At 72.9% G+C, this 16,663-nt stretch carries 18 protein-coding genes and 1 pseudogene; 13 read left to right on the top strand and 6 right to left on the bottom strand.

Features of this window, described 5'->3' with window-relative positions; all coding sequences use genetic code 11:
• The first annotated feature begins 15 nt into the window (after window positions 1-15).
• Together O7627_RS02920 and O7627_RS02915 are read left to right on the top strand one after the other, a co-directional pair.
• Entirely contained in the window at window positions 16-339 is a 324-nt protein-coding gene (locus tag O7627_RS02920) for a hypothetical protein (RefSeq protein ID WP_278091958.1), read from the top strand.
• Window positions 321-1,584, top strand: a pseudogene (locus O7627_RS02915) (ATP-binding protein). The gene O7627_RS02920 and the pseudogene O7627_RS02915 overlap by 19 nt, the downstream one beginning before the upstream one ends.
• Before the next feature lie 66 nt (window positions 1,585-1,650).
• On the opposite strand, the gene O7627_RS02910 reads toward O7627_RS02915, so the two are convergent.
• The 3 genes from O7627_RS02910 to O7627_RS02900 all read right to left on the bottom strand — a co-directional run bounded on the left by O7627_RS02910 (window position 1,651) and on the right by O7627_RS02900 (window position 3,188).
• The gene (locus O7627_RS02910) at window positions 1,651-1,941 is read right to left on the bottom strand and encodes a DUF1232 domain-containing protein (protein ID WP_278098130.1); all 291 of its coding nucleotides are present in this window, start codon (window positions 1,939-1,941) and stop codon (window positions 1,651-1,653) included.
• Window positions 1,942-2,091: 150 nt separating this feature from the next.
• On the bottom strand, window positions 2,092-2,853 hold the full coding sequence (locus O7627_RS02905; RefSeq protein ID WP_278091956.1) for a cation transporter: 762 nt from the start codon (window positions 2,851-2,853) through the stop codon (window positions 2,092-2,094).
• Window positions 2,853-3,188, bottom strand: a complete 336-nt coding sequence (locus tag O7627_RS02900; RefSeq protein WP_278098129.1) for a metalloregulator ArsR/SmtB family transcription factor — start codon at window positions 3,186-3,188, stop codon at window positions 2,853-2,855. Before O7627_RS02900 ends, O7627_RS02905 begins: the two co-directional genes overlap by 1 nt.
• 301 nt (window positions 3,189-3,489) lie before the next feature.
• Here O7627_RS02900 and O7627_RS02895 point away from each other — a divergent pair, with 301 nt between their 5' ends.
• Entirely contained in the window at window positions 3,490-4,989 is a 1,500-nt protein-coding gene (locus tag O7627_RS02895) for a SulP family inorganic anion transporter (protein ID WP_278091955.1), read from the top strand.
• Window positions 4,989-5,432 (top strand): MerR family transcriptional regulator, encoded by a 444-nt coding sequence (locus O7627_RS02890; protein ID WP_278091954.1) that lies wholly within the window; start codon window positions 4,989-4,991, stop codon window positions 5,430-5,432. The genes O7627_RS02895 and O7627_RS02890 overlap by 1 nt, the downstream gene beginning before the upstream one ends.
• 101 nt (window positions 5,433-5,533) lie before the next feature.
• On the opposite strand, the gene O7627_RS02885 is transcribed toward O7627_RS02890, so the two are convergent.
• Both O7627_RS02885 and O7627_RS02880 read right to left on the bottom strand, forming a co-directional pair.
• A complete protein-coding gene (locus O7627_RS02885) occupies window positions 5,534-6,313 on the bottom strand; it encodes an SDR family oxidoreductase (protein ID WP_278091953.1) in 780 nt (259 codons plus the stop codon).
• 36 nt (window positions 6,314-6,349) lie between these two features.
• Window positions 6,350-7,789: a hypothetical protein gene (locus O7627_RS02880; RefSeq protein ID WP_278091952.1), complete on the bottom strand. Its 1,440-nt coding sequence runs from the start codon at window positions 7,787-7,789 to the stop codon at window positions 6,350-6,352.
• A gap of 154 nt (window positions 7,790-7,943) precedes the next feature.
• On the opposite strand from O7627_RS02880, the gene O7627_RS02875 reads away from it, so the two are divergent.
• From O7627_RS02875 to O7627_RS02845, 7 genes are read left to right on the top strand one after another with little or no spacing between them, the layout of a single operon-like run.
• Entirely contained in the window at window positions 7,944-9,392 is a 1,449-nt protein-coding gene (locus tag O7627_RS02875) for an FAD-dependent oxidoreductase (protein WP_278091951.1), read from the top strand.
• Entirely contained in the window at window positions 9,389-10,093 is a 705-nt protein-coding gene (locus O7627_RS02870; protein WP_278091950.1) for a TVP38/TMEM64 family protein, read from the top strand. Before O7627_RS02875 ends, O7627_RS02870 begins: the two co-directional genes overlap by 4 nt.
• Entirely contained in the window at window positions 10,090-10,713 is a 624-nt protein-coding gene (locus O7627_RS02865) for a CDP-alcohol phosphatidyltransferase family protein (RefSeq protein ID WP_278091949.1), read from the top strand. The genes O7627_RS02870 and O7627_RS02865 overlap by 4 nt, the downstream gene beginning before the upstream one ends.
• A 20-nt stretch (window positions 10,714-10,733) precedes the next feature.
• Entirely contained in the window at window positions 10,734-11,945 is a 1,212-nt protein-coding gene (locus tag O7627_RS02860) for an ABC transporter substrate-binding protein (protein WP_278098128.1), read from the top strand.
• Window positions 11,942-12,799, top strand: a complete 858-nt coding sequence (locus tag O7627_RS02855; RefSeq protein WP_278091948.1) for an ABC transporter permease subunit — start codon at window positions 11,942-11,944, stop codon at window positions 12,797-12,799. Before O7627_RS02860 ends, O7627_RS02855 begins: the two co-directional genes overlap by 4 nt.
• The gene (locus O7627_RS02850; RefSeq protein ID WP_278091947.1) at window positions 12,796-13,617 is read left to right on the top strand and encodes an ABC transporter permease subunit; all 822 of its coding nucleotides are present in this window, start codon (window positions 12,796-12,798) and stop codon (window positions 13,615-13,617) included. Before O7627_RS02855 ends, O7627_RS02850 begins: the two co-directional genes overlap by 4 nt.
• A complete protein-coding gene (locus O7627_RS02845) occupies window positions 13,614-14,651 on the top strand; it encodes an ABC transporter ATP-binding protein (RefSeq protein WP_278091946.1) in 1,038 nt (345 codons plus the stop codon). The genes O7627_RS02850 and O7627_RS02845 overlap by 4 nt, the downstream gene beginning before the upstream one ends.
• A 28-nt stretch (window positions 14,652-14,679) precedes the next feature.
• On the opposite strand, the gene O7627_RS02840 is transcribed toward O7627_RS02845, so the two are convergent.
• Window positions 14,680-15,603 (bottom strand): cytochrome c biogenesis protein CcdA, encoded by a 924-nt coding sequence (locus O7627_RS02840; protein ID WP_278091945.1) that lies wholly within the window; start codon window positions 15,601-15,603, stop codon window positions 14,680-14,682.
• 160 nt (window positions 15,604-15,763) lie between these two features.
• On the opposite strand from O7627_RS02840, the gene O7627_RS02835 reads away from it, so the two are divergent.
• Window positions 15,764-16,417 carry a methyltransferase domain-containing protein gene (locus O7627_RS02835; protein WP_278091944.1) on the top strand — a complete coding sequence of 218 codons (654 nt, stop codon included), beginning with the start codon at window positions 15,764-15,766 and terminating at the stop codon, window positions 16,415-16,417.
• A gap of 70 nt (window positions 16,418-16,487) precedes the next feature.
• On the top strand, window positions 16,488-16,658 hold the full coding sequence (locus O7627_RS02830; protein ID WP_278091943.1) for a hypothetical protein: 171 nt from the start codon (window positions 16,488-16,490) through the stop codon (window positions 16,656-16,658).
• The last annotated feature ends 5 nt before the right edge of the window (window positions 16,659-16,663 follow it).

Genomic DNA, 16,663 nt, shown 5'->3' with positions numbered 1-16,663 from the left:
GCACGGCGCGCAAACATGCACAAGGTGGTACTCACCGAAGCCAGCATCGTCGAGGACCCGAACACCTGGCTCGACGCCGACCTCCTCCGACGGCTCTGGCCCACCCTCTGGCTGCCATCCCAGCTCCGCCAGCGCTGGGAGGACACCTTCCCCCGAACTCGCCACTACCCGCAACAACGTGACATAGCGGTAGACCCTCGCGAGAACGCCCCAGAGGCCGCGCAAATCGAACACCGAGCCGCCGCATTTCGAACGCATACCTACCGCAAATCGAATGCGAACGCCTCGCAGATCGAAACCTCACTGGCTGTCATGGTGTCGTGCCGACATCGCACCTGATTCCACGTCGGGCCGCCGCGCAGGTCGACGCCGCACTGACCGACACCCGCGTCGTCCTGATCAGCGGAGCACGCCAGACAGGCAAGAGCACGCTGGTCCGCATCGTCGCCGGCGATCGTCTCGCCGAGCGCCGCGATCTTGTTTCGGGCTCAGGACCGGGCGGCGGCGATCGCCGATCCAGTCGGGTTCGTGGACTCCTCCGAGCTCTTGGTCATCGACGAGATCCAGCGCGCTCCGGAGCTCCTGTTGGCCATCAAGGCCGCCGTCGACGTGGATCCCCGTCCTGGCCGGTACCTGCTCACCGGATCGTCTCGGCTGTTCGGAATGGTGGCTGCGCCGGACGCGCTGCCCGGCCGGATGGAAACGGTCGAGCTCTGGCCATTCTCCCAAGGCGAACTCGACGGAGCACTGGACGGATTCATCGACGCCGTCTTCACGCTCGGCCCGGACCTGCGACACGAGTCGGACGTGACCCGCGCCGACTACGCAGCCAGGATCGTGCGCGGCGGCCTACCCGAGGCCACCACCCGCACCGACCCACGCCGCCGCCAACGATTCCTCGACGCCTACGTCCAGGCGCTCATCGACCGCGACGTCCGGCAGCTGTCCGACATCCAGCACAAGGGCGAGCTACGCAAACTGGTACGCCTCCTCGCGGCCAGGTCCGCGACCGTCATCGCCGCCAACTCCCTCGAATCCGCCCTCGGACTGAGCCGGCCGACGATCGCCCGCTACCTCCAGGCGCTGGAAGAGATCTTCCTGATCAAACGGATTCCCGGCTGGTCCCGCAACATCGGCACCCGCGCCACCGCGGCGCCAAAGCTGATCTTCGTCGACTCGGGCATCGCCGCCAACGAGACCGCGACCGACGCCCGGGCACTGCTCCGGCCGGGAGCACCGTTCGGCCCGCTGCTCGAATCATTCGTCCTGTCCGAACTCTCCCGCCAGCTCACCTGGTCCGAGCAGCCCGTCGACCTGTCCCACTACCGCGACCAGAGCAGGTACGAAGTCGACGCGGTGCTCGAGAACCGAGCTGGTCAGGTGGTCGGGATCGAGGTCAAAGCAGCCAGCACCGTCGGACCCGACGACTTCCGCGGCCTACGCCGACTCGCCGACCGCCTCGGCGACGATTTCATCGTCGGCATCGTCCTCTACACCGGAACCGCCACACTGCCGTTTGGCGACAGACTCCGCGCCATGCCAGTCAGCGCACTATGGCAGATTCCCGCCTCGACAGCAGACTGACCTCGCTCGCAGGCCCGCTCTTCAGCCGGTCGTCGGGTCAACAGCACTCCACCACCGGATCACCGTTCATCGGATCACGGTCAGCCGCGGATGCCGGCCGCTTCCAGGATCGCGCCGGGTCCGGCCGGGCTGCCGGGCCAATGCCGACGCAACGCCGGCGCCCCCGGCGCGGCGGGCCACCGACCGCAACGCCAGAGCTACGATGATCGCGTCATCAGCGTAGCCGATGACTGGAATGACTTCGGGAATCAGGTCGATCGGAACGGCAGGATAAGCCAGCAACGCCGCGATCAGCGCCAACCACACCAGAAGCAGGCCGGCGGCGGCACCCCCAGCGATCTTGCACACCGCGTCCATCAAATGCCGACTGTACGGTGCGGCGGGGGCGGCAGCTCGGCTATGGCTGCGCCGGCGAGCAGGAGATTACCGGCCATAGTCGGCTGGGTCGGTGGCATCCGGACGCGGCCGGTGTTGCCGGCGGCATCCGCCGCCCGATGGTCAGTGCCGTCAGGTCGCGTCTGCGGAGCAGCAGGAGCAGCCCGGCCGGCACCCGCACGCGTCACTCTCACCAGCACCGTTTCCCGCTGCGGCGGTACCGGCGGGGGTGTCGGCGAGGGGCGCGGTCGGCGGGACGGCGCAGCAGGCATCACCGCGCCACGCCGCCCGGCCCTCCTTCACCGCCACGGCGGCGATGACCAGCGCCGCGACCGGGTCGGCCCACGACCAGCCGAACAGGCTGTTCACCCCCAGGCCCACGAGCAGGACCGCGGACAGGTACGTGCACAGCAGGGTCTGTTTGGAATCGGCGACCGCTGAACGGGAGCCGAGTTCACGCCCGGTGCGGCGCTGTGCGTAGGACAGCACCGGCATGATGGTCAGCGACAGCGCGGCCAGCACCAGACCGATGCGGGAGTGCTCGGCGTCGGCGCCGCCGACCAGTGCCCGCACCGACTCCACCGTCACGTAGGCGGCGAGCGCGAAGAACGACCCCGCGATGACCCGCAGCGCCACCTTCTCCCGGGCCTGCGGGTCGCGGCCGGCGAACTGCCACGCCACCGCCGCCGCCGAGGACACCTCGATGACCGAGTCCAGGCCGAAGCCGACCAGGGCGGTCGACGACGCGATCGTGCCAGCGGTGATCGCCACCACCGCCTCGATGACGTTGTAGGTGATCGTGGCGGCCACCAGCAGCCGCACCCGGCGGGCGAGCACCTTGCTTCGCGCCGGCGACGGCCCTGCCGGTGCCAGATCGATCAGGGGCAGGCTCATCAGCAGCAGCCCTTCTCGTCCGAGTCCGGGCAGGCGGCCGGGTCAACCGCCAGCACGAGACCGAGCAGGTCCGCCAGGGCATGGGCCAGCCGGGCGTCGGCCAACTCGTAGCGGGTGCGGCGACCCTGCGGCACGGCGACCACCAGCCCACAGCCGCGCAGACACGACAGATGGTTCGACAGGTTCTGCCGGGTCGTGCCCAGCAGTTCTGCCAGCTCCGCCGGATAGCCCGGGCCGTCGCGCAGGGCCAGCAGCAGCCGCGCCCGCGTCGGGTCGGACAAGGCGTGGCCGAAGCGGGCCAGCACCTGCCCATGCGTCAGCGTCTCCACCCCCAGATAGTACATCGGATGATGTACTAAGAACGATGACCAGCTTCTCACCCGACGCCCTGGCGGTCGTGCGCCGGCGGCGTCGTGATGATCGACACGTCCGCCCAACTCTTCCCCTACGGAAGGGTAGGTTCGGTGCCGGTAAACCCGGCATGGCCGGGAGAGCCTGCGTCGGCCCTGACGAGGCCGGGCGATGAGCCCGAAGGCCGTCCAGACCGACCGTCACCGATCTGTGAGTAGTTGCTTCCGCCGTGGTCCGGGGCGGGAGCTGTGCGCGCCCCCGAGGCGCCCGAGTGGAAATGGCTGTATGTCTTCTGTGCTGTCCGCGGTCAACCGGCCGCGTCCGTCCCGTCCGTCCTGGCTCTCGCCGAAGGTATTCCGCACCGAGGTCCTGGCTGGCCTGGTCGTCGCGCTGGCGTTGATCCCGGAGGCGATCTCCTTCTCCATCCTGGCCGGGGTCGACCCGCGAGTGGGGCTGTTCGCCTCGTTCACCATGGCAGTCGCGATCGCGATCTGCGGCGGCCGGCCGGCGATGATCTCCGCCGCGACCGGCGCGATCGCCCTGGTGGTGGCGCCGCTGGCGAAGGAGCACGGGCTGGACTACCTGATCGCGGCGGTGATCCTCGGCGGCGTGATCCAGGTGCTGCTGGCGGTGCTCGGGGTCGCGAAGCTCATGCGGTTCATCCCGCGCAGCGTCATGGTCGGCTTCGTCAACGCCCTCGCGATCCTGATCTTCACCGCGCAGGTACCCCACCTGCTCGGCGTACCGTGGCTGGTCTACCCCCTCGTCGCCGTCGCCTTGGCGATCATGGTCGGCCTGCCCCGGCTCACCCGCGCCGTCCCGGCACCCCTTGTCGCCATCGTACTGCTGACCGTGATCACCGTCTTCGCGAGCGTGGCGGTGCCGACCGTCGGCGACGAAGGGGCACTTCCGGACAGCCTGCCCACCCTCGGCCTGCCGCAGATCCCCTGGACCACGGGCACCCTCACCCTGATCGCTCCCTATGCCCTGGGGATCGCGCTGGTCGGGCTGATGGAGTCGCTGATGACCGCCAAGCTGGTCGACGACATCACCGACACCCCGTCCAGCAAGACCCGCGAGTCCTGGGGCCAGGGTGTCGCCAACATCGTCACCGGCTTCTTCGGCGGCATGGGCGGCTGCGCGATGATCGGTCAGACGATGATCAACGTGAAGGCGTCCGGTGCCCGCACCCGGTTGTCGACGTTCCTGGCCGGCGTGTTCCTGCTGGTCCTGGTCGTGGCGCTCGGTGACGTGGTCGCGGTGATCCCGATGGCCGCCCTGGTCGCCGTGATGATCATCGTGGCGGTGTCGACGTTCGACTGGCACTCTGTCGCCCCGGCCACCCTCAAGCGGATGCCGTACGGCGAGACGATCGTCATGGTGGCCACCGTCGGCACCACCCTGGCCACCCACAACCTGGCTGTCGGCGTCGTCGCCGGCGTGCTCACCGCCATGGTCATCTTCGCCCGGCGGGTCGCCCACCTGGTTGAGGTCACCAGCGTCCTCGACCCTGACGGCGGCACCCGCATCTACTCCGTACACGGGGAACTGTTCTTCGCCTCCAGCAACGACCTCGTCGGCCAGTTCGACTACGCGAACGACCCCGACAACGTGGTGATCGACATGACCCACGCCCACGTCTGGGACGCCTCCTCCGTGGCCGCTCTCGACGCCATCACCACCAAGTACGCCAGCCGCGGCAAGACCGTCGAGATCATCGAGCTGAACAGGCCCAGCGCCCGCATCCACGACACCCTCGCCGGTCGACTCGGCGTCGGCCACTGATGGCCCCTGCCGCCGGTCACGACAGCGGGCCGGAGCAACCCGCCGCCGGCCGTCTCATGCAGATCGGCGAAGCCGCCGAACGGGTCGGGCTCAGCATCCGCACCATCCGCCACTACGAGGAAGCCGGCCTGATCGTCCCGTCCGCGCGCAGCGAGGGCGGCTTCCGCCTCTACACCGAACCCGACCTCGACCGCCTCGCCGTCGTCAGGCGCATGAAACCGCTCGGCTTCACCCTCGACGAGATGCGCGACCTCCTCGCCGTCCTCGACGCCCTCGACACCGCCACCGGTGCCGACCGCGCCGAGCTTCTCGGTCGGCTCGGCAGGTTCCATGCCGCCGCCACGACCCGGGTCACCGCCCTACGTGACCAACTCGCGATGGCCGAGAGCTTCGCCACCACTCTCCGCGACAAACTCGACCACCACGGCAGCGCTGCGGGCTGAGAACCACACCGGACGGTGATCGTCCAGGCGAACCTGCGCGGACCGGGGCAGCACCCGCGCCAGGAATGCGAGCAGCGCCCGGGTGACGCCAGCGGGCACGCCTACGCGCCCTGTCCCTGGTTCTGCATGAGGCCACCGTCCATGAAGTACGTCGACCCGGTGACATAGTCGGCGTCGTCGCTGGCCAGGAAGACGGCGAGTTTGGCGATCTCCGCCGGCTGCGCGGCCCGCTTCCACGGGATCGACTGCACCTGCTCCGCCAGGTACTGCGGGTCGTCGATCGCCCGCTGGTTGAACGGCGTGAGCACCATGCCGGGCCCGATGTTGTTGACGTTCATGTGCATCGGGGCCACCTCCAAAGCGATGCTCTTGGCCAGCTCCAGCATGCCGCCCTTGCTGGCGTCGTAGTCGGAGCCGCCGGCCCGGGCCACCTCCTGGTGGATCGAGGTGATGTTGATGATTTTCCCGTGTCCGCCCTGGTCGCGGCGGTGCCGGATGAAGCGCCGGCAGCAGAAGAACATCCCGTACAGGTTGGTGCGGATGGCCCGGTCCCAGGTCTCGGTGTCCAGGTCGGCGACCGGGATGCCGGAGGCGTCCACCCCCGCGTCGTTCATCAGGATGTCCAGCCGCCCGAACTGCGCCAGGGCCTCGTCGAACATCGCCTCGACCTGGTGCTCGACGCTGATGTCGCCCTGCACCACGACCGCCCGCTGGCCGACCTTCTCGATCTCGGCCTTCGTGTGGTTCGCCCCGGCATGGTCCTTCAGGTAGTGCACCACCACGTCGGCGCCCTCCCGGCCGAACTCGATCGCGGTGGCCTGACCGATGCCCGAATCCGAGCCGGTGATCATCGCGGTCCTGCCCGCCAGCCGTCCGGTCATCTGCGTGCCCCCTCCGTGGCTGCGACGTCGGCCGGCTTACCCGCTCGTTTCGGTTCTAACCGGGCGGCACGACAGGGGCAGCAGCCGGCGCAGCGCGGCATTCGCACCAGGGTCGAGGACGGCGTGCTGCACGCAGGCGGGGACGAGACGGTCCTGGTCCGGGTGGGCCATGGCGTAGGAGCAGGCCAGCAGCCGCTCCTGAACGCCCCGCGTCTCGGGGTCGTCGCTGCGGACACCCTGCTCCAACAGGGTCCAGGCGGGGCGGACCCGGTCGGCGTGGATGAAGCTGTGCATCACGAAGGTCATCGGGCGGATCCGGTGGGTGAGCAGCCGGAAGCCCGTCCGGCGGGCCAGTCCGGCCGCCCAGCGCAGCCCGGTCCAGGTCGCGGCGGGGTGGGAGACGAGGGCGCGCAGCAGTCGGACGGCCAGCAGCCGGGGCGGGGTCCCGCCGACGTTGACGCCGCCGAGGTGGCGCAGGAACGCGTCGCGGGCGGCGAGGTCGACCGGACGCCGGTCGTCGATCAGGGGAAACCAGCGGTCGCCGAGGTAGAAGCCGAAGGCGGTACGGTTGCAGCGTTCGTCGCCCATCTGCAGCGCCCGCCACGGCAGTCGGGTGCCGGCGCCGCGTTCGATCTCGGTCCACACCTGGTCGCCGGTGAGCGCCCGGTAGTTCTCCTTCCAGCGACGTTCGTCGCCGACGGCGGCGGCGGGTTGGAAGGACATCATGGCGTAGCCCATGGTCCGGGTTTCGCGGATCACCTCGGCGAGCTGGCCGACGTTGCGCGGGGTGACGGTCATGTTGTGGGCCAGGTAGGAGCGCACCCCATGTTCGCGGCGCAGTCGGCGGAACATGGCGGCGAACTCGCGGCGCGCCGGCGCGAGCTCGGCCTCGGTGCGGGGTCGGGGCGCCGCGCGCCGGCCGCGCATGAGGGAGTCGATGTGCGCGGCGAACGACAGCCGCCGCAGCCGCGGCCGGCCGTCCGGGCCGAGCGCGACGGCGCGCAGGTAGTCGTAGTCGAAGTCGCCGTGGGTCATGCTCATCGGCTCCCGGCCGTACTCCCGCATCACCTGCAGCGCGGCGGCGTGGTCGTCGGGCGGCAGGAGGCTGACCTCGCCGCCGATGAGCTGGGCGTGGCCCCGGGGTCCGCGTACCCGCCGCAGGTAGGCCAGCTGCCGGCGGACCTCGGCCACGGTATGGGCGCCGTCGACGCGGACCTTGTTGGCGTCGGCGGAGTGGTAGCAGGGGGTGCAGGTCAGGTTGCAGCGGGGGAAGACGCCGTGGGTGCCCTCGCAGCCGACCGCGTTGCGGCCGAGCAGTTGGGCCGGGGTACGCGCCCGTTCGGGCAGTTCTGCCCACCGGCGGGCGAGCGCGGCGGCCAGTTCGGGGTCGACCGGTCGGGTGGCCCGCTCCCACCGGCGCAGCGCCCGCCACCAGCGGCGCTCGCCGCTGCTCCGCCTGTCGACCGCGGCACCCATCGCTCGCCTCCCGCACTGAACCTTAAGCGCCCGGCACATCCGATCGGGTCCGAGGCGTGCCGGTCCGGGACAGAATGACTCCGCTGGCGTGACACCAGGCCCGATCGGACAGCCTGACCGTACGGGTGGCGTCGACGACGAGGAAGGGACGTGCGTGGACGAGTGCGATCTGGCGATCATCGGCGGCGGCACCGCGGGGATCGTGGCGGCCAAGACCGCCGGCCGGTTCGGTGCGCGGGTGCTGCTGGTCGAGTCCGAACGAACCGGGGGTGACTGCCTGTGGACCGGATGCGTGCCGAGCAAGTCGCTGATCGCCGCCGCGCACACCGCACACACCGTCCGCACCGCCGCCCGGCACGGGGTGCACACCGGCGCGCCACGGGTCGACGACGCCGCCGTGCTGGCGTACGTGCGGGCGGCGATCGCCCGGATCGAGCCGGTCGACTCCCCGGCCGCGATCGCCGCCGACGGCGCCCGGGTGGTGACCGGGCGGGCCGAGTTCACCGGCCCGTCGACCCTGCGGGTGACCGGCGCCGGGGGCGGGTGGGCGGTGCGGTTCCGGTGGGCGCTGATCGCCACCGGCTCGGCGCCGGCCGTGCCGGCGGTGCCCGGCCTGGTCGACGCCGACCCGCTGACCACCGAGACGCTGTGGGACCTGGCGTCGCTGCCCCGGCGGGTGGCGGTGCTCGGTGGTGGCCCGGTCGGCTGCGAACTGGCCCAGGCCCTGGCCCGACTCGACGTCGAGGTGACCATCGTCGAACTGGCCGACCGGCTATTGAGCAAGGAGGAACCCGAGGTCAGCTCCCTGATCGCCGAGCGGCTGCGCGCCGAGGGGGTGAGGGTGCTGACCGGGACGGGTGTGGACCGGGTCGACGGCGGCGCGCTACACCTGAGGGGTGGGGACAGCATCGCGGTCGACCGGATCCTGGTCGCCACCGGCCGCCGGCCCCGTACGCACGAATTGGGCCTGGCCGCCGCCGGGGTGCGCTGCGACGAGCGGGGACACGTGGTGATCGACGACCGGCTGCGGACCAGCAACCGGCGGATCTTCGCCGCCGGTGACGTCACCGGGAAGCTGCCGTTCACCCACGTGGCCGGGGTACAGGGCGGCTACGCCGCCACCAACGCGCTGCTCGGGCTGCGCCGCCGCGTCGACTACCGGGCCGTGCCGTGGGTGACCTTCACCGATCCGGAGGTGGCACACGTCGGGGCGACCCTCGCCCAGGCCCGCCGTCGACACGGCGACCGGGTCCACGCGCGGCGACTGACGCACGAGCACGTCGACCGGGCGGTCACCGACGGCCGCCCCGACGGGTTCACCCACCTGGTGATCGGCCCCGGCGGCCGGCTACTCGGGGCCACCGTCGTGTCGCCCCGGGCCGGCGAGTCGATCGCCGAGCTGGCCGCCGCGATCCGCCGCGGCGCGAAGGTCCGCGACGTCGCCGGCACCGTGCACGCCTACCCGACGTACGCCGACGGGCCGTGGAACGCCACCCTCGCCCAGGTCCGCGCGGACCTCGCCGCGCCACTGCCGGCGCGGGCCGTCGCCGCACTGCGCGGGCTGCGTCGTGCCCTGCACCCGGTCCGGGGGGACGGCCGGTGAACCGGAACGAGACGCCCCCCGCGGCGGTGTCCCGGCTGGTGCGGATCGTCGCCTCGCCGTGGCCGAGGCTGGCGGTGCTGGTGATGTTCCTGGCCGGAGCGGCGACGCTGCTCGCCACGCGGGGCACCCCGGACGTGGACGCCCTGCGCGGCCGGGTCGCCGACGCCGGGGTGTGGGGTCCGGTGCTGTTCGCCGCCGGCTACGCGGTCGGCACCGTGCTGCTGGTGCCCGGCGTGCTGTTGACCGCGGCGGCGGGCGCGCTGTTCGGGGTGGTCGGCGGGTCGGTGGTGGTGCTGGCCGGAGCGACCGTCGGTGCGGTGGCGTCGTTCCTGCTCGGCCGGTGGCTGGGCCGGCCGGCGGTGGAACGCCTGGTCGGCGGCCGGCTGGACCGGCTGGACGGCTTCCTCGCCCGGCGTGGACTGGTCGCGATCGTCGGGCTACGACTCGCCCCGCTGGTGCCGTTCGCGCTGCTCAACTACGGCTCCGGCGTGACCGCCGTGCGGCTACGCGACTACACGCTCGGCTCGGCGATCGGGATGACACCCGGAATCGTCGCCTACACCGCGGTCGGTGGCTCGCTCACCGACCCCACGTCGCCGCAGTTCCTCATCGCCCTGACCGGGCTGGGCGTCCTCACCGTGACCGGGTTGCTGGCCGCTCGACAGGCCCGCCGCCGCGCGGCGAAGGTGGCCGCCGGGTGATCGACGCGCAGCTGCGCCCGGTTGTCGCCGGGACGCTGGACCGCCTCGCCGCCGCCGTCGACCGGCCGTGGGTGTCGCCCGGCCGGCTGACCGCCGCCGGCCTGGCGCTGGGCCTGGCCGCGAGCGCCGCCGCGGCGGCCGGCTGGTGGTGGCCGGCGCTGGTGGCGTGGCTGGTGTCCCGGCTCGCCGACGGCCTCGACGGGCCGCTGGCCAGGCGGCGCGGCAGCGCCTCCCCGTTGGGCGGGTTCCTCGACATCGTCGCGGACTTCACCGTGTACGGGGCGTTCGTCGCCGGGGTCGCCGTCGGCGTCGACGGACCCGCCACCCCGTTCCTGGTGCTGCTGGTGACCTACTACGTCAACGGGGCCGCGCTGCTGGCGTACTCGTCCATTGCCGAGCGGCAGGGTCGCGAACGCGGCGATGAACGGTCCCTGCACTTCCTCGGCGGGCTGGCCGAGGGCGCCGAGACGATCGCCGTACACAGCCTGTTCTGCCTGCTGCCCGGCGTCGCCGGTCCGATCGCCTGGGGGTGGGCCGCGGTCGTGGCGGTCACCGCCGGGCAGCGCGTCGCGCACGCCGTCCGTACCCTGTCCGAACCCACCCGGAGGCGCACCCGATGAACCGACGACCCGGGCGTACGCTGGCGGCGCTGACCGCCGCCGGCCTGCTCGCCGCCGCCTGCACCGCCGACGCCGGCGACGCCGACCCCGCACCGGGCGACTTCGCGCAGGTGCAGCGCGAGGCCCGCGGGCAGACGGTGAACCTGTTCATGTACGGCGGGGACGACGGCGCCAACCGCTACCTCGACGAGGTCGTCGCCCCGGCCGCCCGGGACCGGCTCGACGTGCGGATCAACCGGGTGCCGGTCACCGACACCGCCCTGGCGGTCAACAAGGTGCTCGGTGAGAAGCAGGCCGGCCGCAACTCCGGCGGGTCGGTGGATCTGGTGTGGATCAACGGGGAGAACTTCCGCACCGGCAAGCAGGCCGGGCTGTGGCAGTGCGGACTGGTCGAGCTGCTGCCGAACATGCGCTACGTGGACTGGTCCGATCCGGCGGTCGCCAACGACTTCGGCACCCCCGTCGAGGGCTGCGAGGTGCCGTGGAGCCGCGCCCAGTTCGCGTTCGTCTACGACTCCGCCCGGGTCAGCGACCCGCCGGCCAGCCTCGCCGGCCTGCTGGACTGGGTCCGCACCCACCCCGGCCGGTTCACCTACCCCGCCCCGCCGGACTTCACCGGCTCGGTGTTCGTCCGGCACGCCCTCTACGCGCAGGCCGGCGGACGTGCCCAGGTGCCGGACGGCTTCGACCAGGCCGCCTACGACCGGCTCACCCCGCCGCTGTGGCAGACCCTGCGCGACCTGCGGCCCGCCCTGTGGCGCAAGGGCGAGACGTACCCGGCCAACGAGAAGGAACTCAACGACCTGTACGCCAACCGGCAGGTCGACTTCACCATGACCTACGGCCCGGCGCAGGTCACCAGCCTGGTCGACCGCGGCCAGTTCCCGGCCACCACCCGCACCCTGCTGCTCGACGAGGGCACCATCGGCAACACCAACTATCTGGCCGTACCCGCCAACGCCGCCAACCGCTCCGCCGCCCTCGCCCTGGCCGACCTGATGCTGTCGCCCGAGTTGCAGTACGAGAAGGCCAGGCCCGGCGGATGGGGCCAGTACCCGGCGATCGACCTCGACCGGCTCGACGCCGAGTGGCGGGACCGCTTCGCCGCCCTGCCGACTTCCGCCCAGGTCCCGCCCTACGACCAGCTGTCCCGCAACAGCCAGCCCGAGCTGCGCGCGGACTGGCTGCCCCCGCTGGAGGAGGGCTGGCGGCGGGAGGTGCTGCAGTTGTGAACCACCGCCGTACCGGGCTGCTGTTGATCCTGCCCGCGCTGGCCGCCGTCGTGCTGCTCTTCGGCGGCGGCCTCGGCTACGGGTTCGCGCAGAGCCTCGGTCTGGCCGGGTTCACCGACACCCCACCGGGCCTGGCCGCGTACCGGCGGGTGACCGCCGGGCCGGCGTTCACCGACGGGCTGCTGCTGAGCCTGTGGATCTCGGGGGTCGCCACCGCCCTGGCCGTCGTCATCGGCGTCGCCGCCGCCCTGACGCTGCGCCGCACCACCCGTGGCCGGCGCACGGCGACCTTCCTGGCCCAGCTCGGGCTGCCCGTGCCGCACCTGATCGGGGCGATCGCGATCGGGCTGCTGCTGGCCGACTCCGGCCTGCTGGCCCGGACCGCGCACGCGGTGGGCCTCGCGTTGCCCGCCCTGGTCGCCGACCCGCACGCGGTCGCCGTGATCGTCGAGTACGTGTGGAAGGAGGCCCCGTTCGTGCTGATCGTCGTCCTCGCCGCGCTCGGCGGACCGGTCACCGAACACGAACGGGTCGCCGCCACCCTGGGCGCCCGTCCCCGGCAGGTGCTGCGGCACGTGACCCTGCCGCTGATCGCCCCGTCCATCCTGGCCGTTGCGGTGCTGATCTTCGCGTTCACCCTCGGCGCGTACGAGGTGCCCGCCCTGCTCGGCCGCGCCTACCCGCAACCGCTACCGGTGCTGGCCTACCAGCGGTTCACCGCGGCCGAGCTGTCCGGCCGCGCCGAGGGCGTCGCCGTCGCGCTGCTCATCGCGGCCATCGCGGTCGCGGCGGCACTCGCCTACACCTGGGCCAGCCGGCGGGCGGCGGGTCGGGTGGCCGGAGCGCGGCGGTGACGGGCCGGCCGCTCGGCGCGGCGCTGGCCCGCCCCACGGTGCTGGTCCTCGCCGCCCTGTGGGTCGCGGGACCGCTGCTGCCGCTGGCCGTGCAGGCCTTCACCGACCGGTGGTTCTACCCGGACCTGTGGCCGGCCCGCTGGTCCCTGACCGGCTGGCGGCAGGCCCTCGGCCCGCAGTCCCGCCTCGCCGAGGCCGTCGCCACCTCCGTCGGCATCGGCGCCGCCGTCGCCGCCCTCGCCACCGCCCTCGGCGCCGCCGCCGGTCGTGCGCTGGCCTGGTACCGGCTGCCGGGCCGGCGGCTGATCGAACTGATCCTGCTCGTCCCGGTCCTGGTGCCACCGTTCGCCGTCGCCATGGGCGCGCAGGTCGTCTACCTGCGCGCCGGGCTCGCCGACTCCGTCACCGGCGTGGTGCTGGCCCAACTCCCCGCCGCCACCGCCTACGCCACCCTGCTCATGTCCGGCGTGTGGGCCGGCGTCGACCCCGCCCTGGAGCGGCAGGCCCGCACCCTCGGCGCCGGTCCGTGGCGGGCGTTCCGCGAGATCAGCCTTCCCCAGCTACGCGGCGGCCTGACCGTCGCCGCCATGTTCGCCTTCCTCATCTCCTGGAGCGACTACCTGCTGACCCTGCTCATCGGCGGCGGCGTCGTCAGCACCGTGCCGCTGCTGCTGTTCGCCACCGCCGCCGGCAGCGGCAACCAGGCCGCCACCGCCGCCATCGCGCTGGTCGCCATCGCCCCGCCCCTGCTGCTCACCGCCCTCGCGGCCCGGCAGCTCGCCGGCCGCGACACCGCCCTGCTCGGCGTCGGCCGATGACCGCCGACGTCGTCGTCGCCGACCTCGACCACACCTACCCCGGCGCCGCCGCGCCGACGCTGCGCCGGGTGACCCTGCACGTGCCGGCCGGCACCCGCACCGCCATCCTCGGCCCCTCCGGCAGCGGCAAGTCCACCCTGCTGGCGATCGTCGCCGGGCTGACGGCACCCACCGGCGGCGACGTCCGGCTCGCCAACCACAGCGTGCTACGGCAGCCGCCACACGACCGCGACCTCGGCGTCGTCTTCCAACGGCCGCTGCTCTTCCCGCACCTCACCGTCGCCGAGAACATCGCCTTCGGCCTGCGTATGCGCGGCACCGACCGGGCCGTCATCCGGCGGCGGGTCGCCGACCTGCTCGACGCCGTCGCGCTACCCGGCTACGGCGCCCGGCGCAGCACCGAACTCTCCGGCGGCCAGCAGCAGCGCGTCGCCCTCGCCCGCGCCCTGGCCGCCCGACCCGCCGTGCTGCTGCTGGACGAACCGTTCAGCGCCCTCGACCCGCAGCTGCGCGGCGACATGCGCGCCCTGCTCGCCGACCTGCACCGTCGGGAGGGCACCACCACCCTGTTCGTCACCCACGACCGGGACGAGGCCACCGACGTCGCCGACCACGTCGCCGTCCTCCTCGACGGCCGCGTCGGCCAGCACGCCCCACCCGCCGACCTGTTCCGCCGACCCGCCACCCTCGCCGTCGCCCGGTTCCTCGGCGGCGCCGCCAACGCCATCCCCGGCACCGCTCACCCCGGCCGCTTCGACTGCCCCCTCGGCAGCCTGCACCTCGACACCGACCACCGGGGACCCGGGCTGCTGCTCATCCGGCCGGAGGCCGTCATGGTCGGCGAACCCGCCGGCCAGAACGTCATACCGGCGACCATCACCGCCGTCACCGACCGCGGCACCCACCTCGACGTCCAGGCCACCAGCTCGGGTCTCACCCTGCACCTCACCGCCGGACCGGCGACGCCGCTGCGCCCCGGCGACCGGACCGCCCTTCACCTGCCGGCCAGCCACCTCAGCGTCGTCACCCCGTAGCCCGCCCACCGCGACGGCCCACCGGGCCCTACGGTTCCGAGCGGCGGGCCGGGACCTGGGTCCGGTCATCGGCAGCCGGCGGCCGGCCGCCGGCGCGAACCGGGAACCGGCGGCCCGGACGTCGCCACCACCAGAGCACGCCGGCCACGGCGAGCAGCCCGACCAGCACCGCCGCCAGGAAGGCCGCGCCGGTCCGGGACAGCGCGTCGGCCAGCCGATGCTGCACCACGGCCGCGCCGTCCACGATCACGTCACCGGAGACCGCGCCCCGCAACACCCGGATCTCGTACCAGCCGTACCAGGCCACGTAGCCGCCGGCGACCACCAGCAGGAGGCCGCCGGCCCGGGACAGCAGCGGGGCGGCCCGCCTGATCCGGCGGATCAGGCCGTCCCGGGCCAGCGCGACCGCCACCGCCGCGACCGCCACGGTCAACCCCATGCCCGCCGCGTACGCCACGAACAGCCCGGCGCCGGCGGCGACGGAACCGGCCCGGAAGGTGGTCACCACGATGGCCAGGAACGGCCCGACGGTGCAGGACAGGGACGCCACCGCGTACGCCGCGCCGAAGCCGGCCATCGACGGCAGTGACCGGGTCACCGCCGGCCCCCGACCGGCCGCCAGGCCCAGGCCGGGCAGGGTCCGACCGGCCAGCAGCCAGCCACCGAGGCCGAGCAGCAGGACGCCCATGACGACGGTCACCCACGGCAGGTGCCGCTGGATGGCGCCGCCGGCCGGCGCCACCAGCAGGCCGAAAACCCCGAACACGGCGACGAATCCCACGGTCATCGCCGCCGTGGTGACCAGTGCGCGCAGCACTGCCGCCCCCCGTCCGGCACTACCGTCACCGACGACCAGGAACGACAGGTACGCCGGCAGCAGCGCGAATCCGCACGGGTTGACCACCGCGAGCATCCCGGCGGCCACCGCCAACGCGAAGGGTGTCTCATCCACGGGTCAGCCCACCGCTCCGTCGATCGCCAGCGCCGCTCTCGACTGTCATTCTGGCCGGCTACCCGACCATTGGTCGAGCCCCGGACGGCCGGCTGCGGGATGATTCGGCGGTGAGCACGACACGGACCCCCCGGCTCGGACGGTGCCCGGAGGGCGTCCGATGACGTGGCGACCTCGCCGTTACAGCGGCGGCGCCCGCTACTACGACGTGCTGTCGCTGGAGCGGCCCGTCTACCGGCCCGGGCGGTTGGCGGGCATCCGGGCGCTGGGCCTGCGCCCCGGTCACCGGGTCCTCGATGTGGGCTGCGGTACCGGCCTCAACCTGCCAGCTCTGCGGGCCGGCGTGGGTCCGGACGGGTCCGTTGTCGGGGTCGACGCCAGCCCGCAGATGCTGCGGCAGGCGCGCGCCCGCATCCGCCGCGCGGGATGGGCGAACGTGGCGGTGCTGGCGGGCGACGCCGCGAACCTGCCGGCCCCGGTGCGGGCGTACGGCTTGGTCGACGCGGTGGTCTTCACCTACTCGCTGAGCGTGATCGACGACTGGCGTCGGGCCTGGGCACAGGCCGTGGCGATGCTGCGCCCGGGCGGGCGGGCCGCCATCGTCGACCTGGCGCTCCCGGTGGGCCGCTGGCGGGTCTTCTCCGCGGCCGCCCGGCTGGCGTGCTTCACCGGCGGGTCGGACCCGCACCGGCATCCGTGGACGCTGCTGGAACAGGACACCGTCGACGTGTCACATCAGGTGCTGCGCGGCGGTCACGTCCACGTGGTGGCCGGCACCCGCCCCGACGAGCACCAACGAGAATCCGGCGGATGACACGAGTCGGATTCGGCGGGCCGATCTCGGGCATAGCGTGAAGGTACCCGCACCGAGAGGGGAGACCGTGATGACCGAACCCGACGAGAGCCAAGAGAAGACCCCAAAGACCGACCAGGTGTTGTTCTCCCCGGACGGGGACCCGCACCACACCCTGGCGCAGGCCCCGCAGCCCGACGAGCACCTGGAGCCGACCGTCACCCGGGACGGCCGCACCGAGGCCGTCGACGACGAGCAGTAGAGGAG

Origin of the sequence: Solwaraspora sp. WMMD1047 (assembly GCF_029626155.1) — a bacterium.
Taxonomy (GTDB): Bacteria; Actinomycetota; Actinomycetes; order Mycobacteriales; family Micromonosporaceae; genus WMMD1047.
The sequence above is the reverse complement of the archived record's forward strand: the minus strand, read 5'-3'. Positions and strand labels throughout refer to the sequence as shown.

Excerpts from the sequence above, each read along its gene's own strand:
- O7627_RS02920 (WP_278091958.1), top strand. The coding sequence starts at position 16 with ATGCACAAGGTGGTACTCACCGAAGCCAGCATCGTCGAGGACCCGAAC.
- O7627_RS02910 (WP_278098130.1), bottom strand. The coding sequence starts at position 1,941 with ATGGACGCGGTGTGCAAGATCGCTGGGGGTGCCGCCGCCGGCCTGCTT.
- O7627_RS02905 (WP_278091956.1), bottom strand. The coding sequence starts at position 2,853 with ATGAGCCTGCCCCTGATCGATCTGGCACCGGCAGGGCCGTCGCCGGCG.
- O7627_RS02895 (WP_278091955.1), top strand. The coding sequence starts at position 3,490 with ATGTCTTCTGTGCTGTCCGCGGTCAACCGGCCGCGTCCGTCCCGTCCG.
- O7627_RS02890 (WP_278091954.1), top strand. The coding sequence starts at position 4,989 with ATGGCCCCTGCCGCCGGTCACGACAGCGGGCCGGAGCAACCCGCCGCC.
- O7627_RS02885 (WP_278091953.1), bottom strand. The coding sequence starts at position 6,313 with ATGACCGGACGGCTGGCGGGCAGGACCGCGATGATCACCGGCTCGGAT.
- O7627_RS02880 (WP_278091952.1), bottom strand. The coding sequence starts at position 7,789 with ATGGGTGCCGCGGTCGACAGGCGGAGCAGCGGCGAGCGCCGCTGGTGG.
- O7627_RS02845 (WP_278091946.1), top strand. The coding sequence starts at position 13,614 with ATGACCGCCGACGTCGTCGTCGCCGACCTCGACCACACCTACCCCGGC.
- O7627_RS02835 (WP_278091944.1), top strand. The coding sequence starts at position 15,764 with ATGACGTGGCGACCTCGCCGTTACAGCGGCGGCGCCCGCTACTACGAC.
- O7627_RS02830 (WP_278091943.1), top strand. The coding sequence starts at position 16,488 with ATGACCGAACCCGACGAGAGCCAAGAGAAGACCCCAAAGACCGACCAG.